Genomic DNA, 6,572 nt, shown 5'->3' with positions numbered 1-6,572 from the left:
GCGCTATATGCTGTTGATGCGGCTTTTTGTCTTCACTCCCAGGCTGGGGCGGTAGTGTTGCCCTTAAGCATAGGCGATTTCCTCTTTGGCGCACCTGCACGCCGATATTTGCCGCTTTGAGTTCGGCGTTGATCTCTGCCAATCGATCCTTCTGTGCCACTTAAGTGTCCTAAAGTTGATCTAATTCTGTAGGGCTATTAGGGCTTGATTAAAGTCCTATAGAGTTGCGAAAAACATAGAATTATTCTACCCAAAGGCTTAAGGAGCGGGGGTTGGAAAGATCTAAAAGAAGGGCGAACGATGGGACTCGAACCCACGAATGGTGGAACCACAAAGGTGAACTCGCTGTCTCAATGCCCTTGTATGTAGGCTCTTTCAATTTTGAAGCCAATTTTTTCCCTAAATTTGACCTAATTTCTCACCGGGACAACTAAGGTAAAAAATTGTTACAAGTGCAAGCTCTATGGTCGCGGTCAAGCTGCTGCCTTCACAGCGTTTAGTGGTTGGTACATCGCACCCAAGAACGGGCGCTCCTCCTGCGGCATCTGTACTGTCATGTGGCAGAGCAAGCGGAACTGGAGTGGTGCAGGAGGCATATTGATGCGCTCAACTTCCACATCCATTAAAGAGGGAGATTGACCCGACACCTCAAAGCCAACATCGGACAAATACCGGGGACAATAGCCTACTAAATCATCATCTTCAGTACACAACATCAAGGCACGGCGGTCATACGGATTTTCAGGGTCGCCAACTATACGCAACAACTCGCCCATCTGTAAGCGGCTAATTCGACTAGCACTTAATGGTGGCAAATTAAGCAGTTCTTGAGCAAAGAAGTGGAAGTGGTAGAATCCATTCTCATCTAGCTCTGGACAGGGGAAGACAAACAAGGTGTCTGTAGCCCGTTGCCCTCCGCTTTTCGCTAGCATTGCCATTGGGTCGTCTCGATCGGTTGGGATGTTCAACCACCGCAAGAAATCTGCGTAGTCGGGTCGGCTGCGACGCAAGAGACGATTGGCGAATAATGGAAACAGTTCTGGCGATTGATAAACTAAGTCTAATTCTGGGAACGACGGCAACGACCTGAAGCCGTATTGCTGTTGTGCTGCTAGTATGCCTTGGATATAAAGGAATTGATAGGTAGTGCCGTCAAAGGTTAACCGCCCAATCGGAAACCAAGTGCGATCCAGTGGGTTTTGCCAAGCTAGAAATATTGTCTTCATGGTAGTTCTTTTTGCAGGTCAAGCAGTCGTTGTTGGTTGATTTCTAAGATTTTTTGAGCAAAGGCGATCGCTACTTCTGAAATGAACTCGTTGGGAATTCGGTTAAACAGCGCCTGTGTGTCTCTCATAGATACGCCAGCTAGGTGTTCTAGCCATACCCTAGCAGCAAGAGGATAACGTTGTGCAGCTAATCGAAAGGCATCCAAAGGTTTGAGGGCATTTCTGTCTCCTACTTGAATATATAGTGCGGATCTGCATTTTTCTGCGTAGGCTAAGACGGAACGATTGTTAAGCTTTTCTTGCCGCTTGACATCCAACAATTCCCGCCCCAAGCTGGAGGCGTGGTCGTAGGTGGGGGCTAAATTTAGCGTTGCTGGCGATGTGGATGAGGTTATAGGGGTTTCAATAAATGCCCAGTTTTCATGATGGCGATCGCTATTACCAATCCAAGCATCCAATAGTAAGTAACCGACGAAGGTTTCCACTGCTGTTGTGATGCCCTGTGGAGGTATCCAGGAAAGGGGCAGTTGCACCACCTTATTGCTGATGGCTGTTAGCACGATATCGAGGGTATGTTGCGACACATTAAAGGTTTGGAATTGTGGGTAGTCTGGCACCATTGGGCCAAGAATCTCATTTCCCTGAATCAGAGTGCCAGCATCGGGTACAAAGGAAGGGGAAACCGTGCCGCGATTGTGATTCCAGGTGGCTAGTTCAATTCGGGCATGAGGCAGTCCGAGTAACTCGCACAACTGGGAAGCTATCTTTTCTGCCCAATCTTCCCCGGTGTTTGGTCGGGCTTGTTTGTATAGGCAATAGCCCAATTCCGGGTGGTGGAACCAGAATTTGAATTTGGTTCCCATCGCCTCGGTGGCAACGGCTGCATCTGTTGGAACTACGATAATCGGAAAAGGTGGACTCATGAGGTCATCTGTTCGCTGAAAGCTTGCGCTCCCCTGCTACAACGTTAAAAAATTCAATCTGCCTGTGTCAGTCGATGGTTAAAAATCCGCCTTGTCAGGCGGATTTTTGCACAAACTTTTCCTACTTCGCTGCCACAAGAGCCAATGCAGTGTGTCGTTTTTAATTCACCAGCTGGCGATCGCGACGAAATACAAACAGATTCCCTGTTGCTCCTCGCCCAATTCTAATTTCTGCATCCAAGTAGGAAGTTGTCCACAAAGCTTCTTTTCGGAGGAATTCCAATACTGGGATTTTTAATGACGGTAAATTCCAGCTAGAGGAACCAAAAGGTTTGGTGGCTCGGATTGAAAATGTGCCAAAAGTCACCTTTGCCACCTGCTCATCTTGTCCCCAATCCCAAGTTCCGTAAGCCTGCAACTGCCACTCACCTAGCAAGGGTAAGTTAAGAAAAGCACCGTTAGCAGCTGAAATTTTCCCAGTATTACCTGCAACCAACTTTTGCCACACCCGTTCGAGTTGGATTCCTCCCCAAATATTTGGCATCGATGCGATCGTTCGCGTGACGACCGTTCCCCTGGAGGCGTAGACTAATTGCCAGTCACCAAGTAGAGAAGGGAGATGGTTAGGACTTAGCGGGCGTGGAATGGGATTAAGACTCTCTAACTGTTGGACAATTTGATCGATTGGCGGTGCTGGTGATGGAAATAGGGCATGATTTGTGCCTAATGCTTCCACTCGTTGCAACAGTTCAGTTTTCAAGGCTAATCTGGTTGTTTCATCCCCGATCGTGTTTTGCTTTTCCACTTGTATGCTTTGAAATGACTAAATCTGTTTGTCAACAGCAGGAACCGACATGTTTTGACATACTCCCCGGCGTGAACGCACGGGGATTCTAAGCTCAAACAGCAATTGCAGGCGGAGCCTGTCTTACATCGCCTAACTTAGCGGTTGATGCCCCAACCGCACAAATATTTTTAGCTGCGTTCTCGTCTCTACCGTTCACGGTCTGACACGACGGACAACGCCACTCACGCACCGATAGATCAAGGCTTTCTAGCACATGACCACAATGCGAACAGGTTTTAGAGGACGGATACCACCGATCAATAAAAACGACTTGCTTGCCTTTCTTGGTGGCAACCCATTCGAGAATTTGCAAAAATTCCCCAAACGCCAGATCTGAGATCTTACGTCCCCATAATCGCTGCATTCCTTTCAGGTTCAGCGTCTCAAAACAAAGCACATCGAATCGATTTGTCAACTCATGCGCGAGTTTCCAGAACCAATCTGAGCGACGATTCACCACGTCCTCATGCTGGCGAACCAAATTCTTTCTGGCTCGTTCCCGATTGACTGAACCTTTCTTTTTCTTGGAATGGGTGCGACTAGCTTTCTTGATGGCATTGATGGAGTGTTTCAGGAATTGCGGCGATTCAATTTTCGTTCCGTCTGAGCAAGTGAGAAACGTCTTGAGTCCAAAATCAAATCCAGCGATTTTACCCGTCTCGAATTTGGTTTCTCTTTCTTCAACAATGTCAACAACTACAACCATAAACAACTCTCCTAGTGGAGTCCGCTTAACGGTTAATGTCTTGACCGTTCCCTCTACTTCTCTGGAATTCCAATACTGATAAACGCGACTTCCAATCTTGATCCGATTGCCAAAGAGAAACTTATATCCTGCTTGCTTCAGGGTGAACGATTTGTAAGCTCTAACTTTCTTGAATGATGGCGGTCTAACTCCTTTTTTGTGATGCTTGAAGAAAAATTGATAGGCTTTCTCGATGCGTTGACAGATATCCTGTACTGCCTGAGAGCCAACCTGTTGCCAGAATGGTTTACGTTTTCGCAGCTTGGCAATATGACTCTGAAGCTGGTTGCAATTCAAATGCTTTCCCCACATCCGGTAGTACCGTTTGTGGAGTGCGATGCAATGGTTATAAATCACCCCGGCAGCATTGATAGACCGCTTGAGGTGCTTATTGCGATGCGATTCGTATAGCTTGAACTTCAGAGTTTTCATGGCACAAGTATATCATTCCGATATACTTGTGCCATGAAAAAAAGTGTATTTTTTAGGCTAACCGATGAAGAATTTCAGCAGCTAGAAACGTATTGCGAATTTACCGGAAGATCGCGCATCAGATGTTTTAAGGGAACTCATTAGAAGCCTTAAGATAAAGAAAAAGCCGTCCTAGAAGGACGGGGCTTTATACCCATTTCTTTGGTAATCTATAATCGACGCTGCCAACAAGCTGGGAGAGCATCAAATGCCAATTCCCAACCTCAACGAAGCCACGATTCGCCACCACGCCACAAGCCAATCCTTTGAGCGCGGTGAAGCTTACTACCGCTCCCATGCTGTTGCCACCCTAACTCAGCGCGGCAACACATTACAAGCTGAAGTAGAAGGCAGCGAAGTTCACCCCTATCGCGTCACCTTCCAATTCGACAGTGCAGGATTCACCTTCGCTGACTGCACCTGCGCCTACAATTATGGAGGATGGTGCAAGCATATTGTCGCTGCCGCACTCGTCTGTCTGCATCAGCCAGAAAAAATCGAGCAGCGTCTTCCTCTAGAAAGGTTGTTAGATCGTCTAGATCATCTGCAAACTCAACGGTTAGTGCAAAATTTAGTAGAGGATTACCCAGAACTAATTGAAACTATCGAGCGCTACGTTAACCTAATTGCAACTCCTACCCCTTCAAAAGGGCCTTCCCCATCGTCCAATCGCACAACGATCGATCCAACTCCCTTCCGACGCCAAGTGCAGCAGATTTTACGGGATAGCGTGCGTCGTTTAGAGGAAGGATGGGAAGAAGACCCAATTACAGATGATATTTTGCCATTAATCCAGCAAGCAGAAGAATTGATCGAACGGGGAGATAGTTATAATGCCTTGGTGGTGTTACAAGCGATCGCATCTAGTTGTGTGGATTCTTGGGATGAGGTTGCAGATTATGGTGCGGACAATGATGCGATCGCACAAGAATTAGATGCCGCCATTACCGAAGCCATTCTCTGTGCAGATTTAACACCCCAAGAACAGGTTGACCTCCAAATAAATCTAGAAGCATTGCAGGATGAGTGGAATGTAGATTTTGGCATGAGTTTGGAGGCATTGCGCCAAGGTTGGGATGACCCGCAACTTCAGCGCATTCTCCAGGGAGAGACACAGTTGGAGTTATGGGAAAATTATCCACCCATCTATGCCGATGATTTAATTTTGACGCGCCTGTTTATTCTCGCTCGTCAAGAGCGCTATCAGGAATATTTGTACCTCGCGCAAGCCACCGGACAAACGCAACCCTATATAACCATGTTGGCTCGCTTGGGTCGCATTTCAGAAGCGATGGATGCTGCCCAAAATCAAATGGAGACAAAGGAGGAAGCCTTTGCTTTAGCCCAAATGTTGAGGCAACAAGAGGCCATTCAGGAAGCTCTAGAAATTGCTCAAAACGGGCTGGATTTACCGGGTAATTGTCAGTACGATCTGGCAAATTGGACGAGCGAATTAGCACAAAGTTTGGGCGATCGCGAAACTACATTTAATACCAGAATCCTCGCCTTTCAAGCCAGACCTTCCTTTGAAGATTACACCAAAGTGGAAGAATTGGCTCTTCAAGCTTGGTCAAATATCAAGACAGATTTATTAAACCATCTGCGGAGTCAGACTGGATGGGCAACTCAGAGGGCGAAGGTGGATATCTTTTTGCATGAAGGGTTGATTGATGAAGCGATCGCTACCGTCAACGAGGCTTATTTTGACCATAAATTGGTTCATCGGGTTATGAAGGCAGCCGTTGCTCAACGTCCGGATTGGGTCATAAAAAATGCTCGCGATCGCGCTGAGGAAATTATAGAGAGAGGCAAGGCAGATGCTTATCATTATGCAGTAGAGTGGCTTCAGTATGTCCGTGCTGCCTACATGCAATCGGGACGCCAATCTGAGTGGTCGGTTTATAAGAATCAGTTAATGCAAATTCACGCTCGTAAATACAAACTAATAGGATTGCTCAAAGTGAGGGATTTGGAATAAGGAAACTTCAATTTTTTCATTCTTTCAGGCAAAATGTTCTAAATGGTAGAGAAGAGAATCACTCCCTGTACAGTCCAGAATTATGTCAAACGGCTGCAAATAAGACTTCTGTTCTTCTCCAATCCAAGCGAATTCACAGCTGTAGGTATTTGGGAGGAATACTTGATGAGTTACCCAATACAGCTATCTTGGTAAAATAATTTAATCGATTGTTGCCAAAGATAGCTCAGTTATTAGATTTGGGGTAACTAATTTCAGTCTTCAGCTTCCGAGTTTTTGGTTGATTGATACCGCCTCATGCACGATATTCATCCACTCTTGTTCGACTTGCCTGCGTTCTTCTAACTCCTGAAGTTCAGTTCACACTTGGGTTTGGTTAAAC

General features: G+C 46.4%; 5 protein-coding genes and 1 pseudogene. 1 reads left to right on the top strand and 5 read right to left on the bottom strand.

Annotation, left to right across the window (positions count from 1 at the left end; all coding sequences use genetic code 11):
* The 5 genes and pseudogenes from MiSe_RS54465 to MiSe_RS24425 form a co-directional block, all read right to left on the bottom strand.
* Positions 1-160 (bottom strand): annotated as a pseudogene (locus MiSe_RS54465) (site-specific integrase); the annotation flags it as partial.
* A 313-nt stretch (positions 161-473) separates the two neighbouring features.
* Positions 474-1,226 (bottom strand): HIRAN domain-containing protein, encoded by a 753-nt coding sequence (locus MiSe_RS24440; protein ID WP_226585720.1) that lies wholly within the window; start codon positions 1,224-1,226, stop codon positions 474-476.
* Entirely contained in the window at positions 1,223-2,149 is a 927-nt protein-coding gene (locus MiSe_RS24435; protein ID WP_226585718.1) for a HipA domain-containing protein, read from the bottom strand. Before MiSe_RS24435 ends, MiSe_RS24440 begins: the two co-directional genes overlap by 4 nt.
* A gap of 160 nt (positions 2,150-2,309) precedes the next feature.
* Positions 2,310-2,954 carry a PAP/fibrillin family protein gene (locus MiSe_RS24430; protein WP_226585716.1) on the bottom strand — a complete coding sequence of 215 codons (645 nt, stop codon included), beginning with the start codon at positions 2,952-2,954 and terminating at the stop codon, positions 2,310-2,312.
* Between the two features lie 94 nt (positions 2,955-3,048).
* Positions 3,049-4,173, bottom strand: coding sequence for an RNA-guided endonuclease InsQ/TnpB family protein (locus MiSe_RS24425; RefSeq protein ID WP_226585714.1), 1,125 nt, complete (start codon positions 4,171-4,173; stop codon positions 3,049-3,051).
* 247 nt (positions 4,174-4,420) lie between these two features.
* Here MiSe_RS24425 and MiSe_RS24420 point away from each other — a divergent pair, with 247 nt between their 5' ends.
* Positions 4,421-6,190 (top strand): SWIM zinc finger family protein, encoded by a 1,770-nt coding sequence (locus tag MiSe_RS24420; RefSeq protein WP_226585711.1) that lies wholly within the window; start codon positions 4,421-4,423, stop codon positions 6,188-6,190.
* The last annotated feature ends 382 nt before the right edge of the window (positions 6,191-6,572 follow it).

The sequence above is a fragment of the Microseira wollei NIES-4236 genome, assembly GCF_020521235.1.
Classification (GTDB): Bacteria; Cyanobacteriota; Cyanobacteriia; order Cyanobacteriales; family Aerosakkonemataceae; genus Microseira; species Microseira wollei.
This window is presented reverse-complemented; position numbering and strand designations above follow the sequence as displayed.

What these genes read in the sequence shown, in the direction of transcription:
- MiSe_RS24420 (WP_226585711.1), top strand. Translation starts at nt 4,421, where the DNA reads ATGCCAATTCCCAACCTCAACGAAGCCACGATTCGCCACCACGCCACA.
- MiSe_RS24425 (WP_226585714.1), bottom strand. Translation starts at nt 4,173, where the DNA reads ATGAAAACTCTGAAGTTCAAGCTATACGAATCGCATCGCAATAAGCAC.
- MiSe_RS24435 (WP_226585718.1), bottom strand. Translation starts at nt 2,149, where the DNA reads ATGAGTCCACCTTTTCCGATTATCGTAGTTCCAACAGATGCAGCCGTT.
- MiSe_RS24440 (WP_226585720.1), bottom strand. Translation starts at nt 1,226, where the DNA reads ATGAAGACAATATTTCTAGCTTGGCAAAACCCACTGGATCGCACTTGG.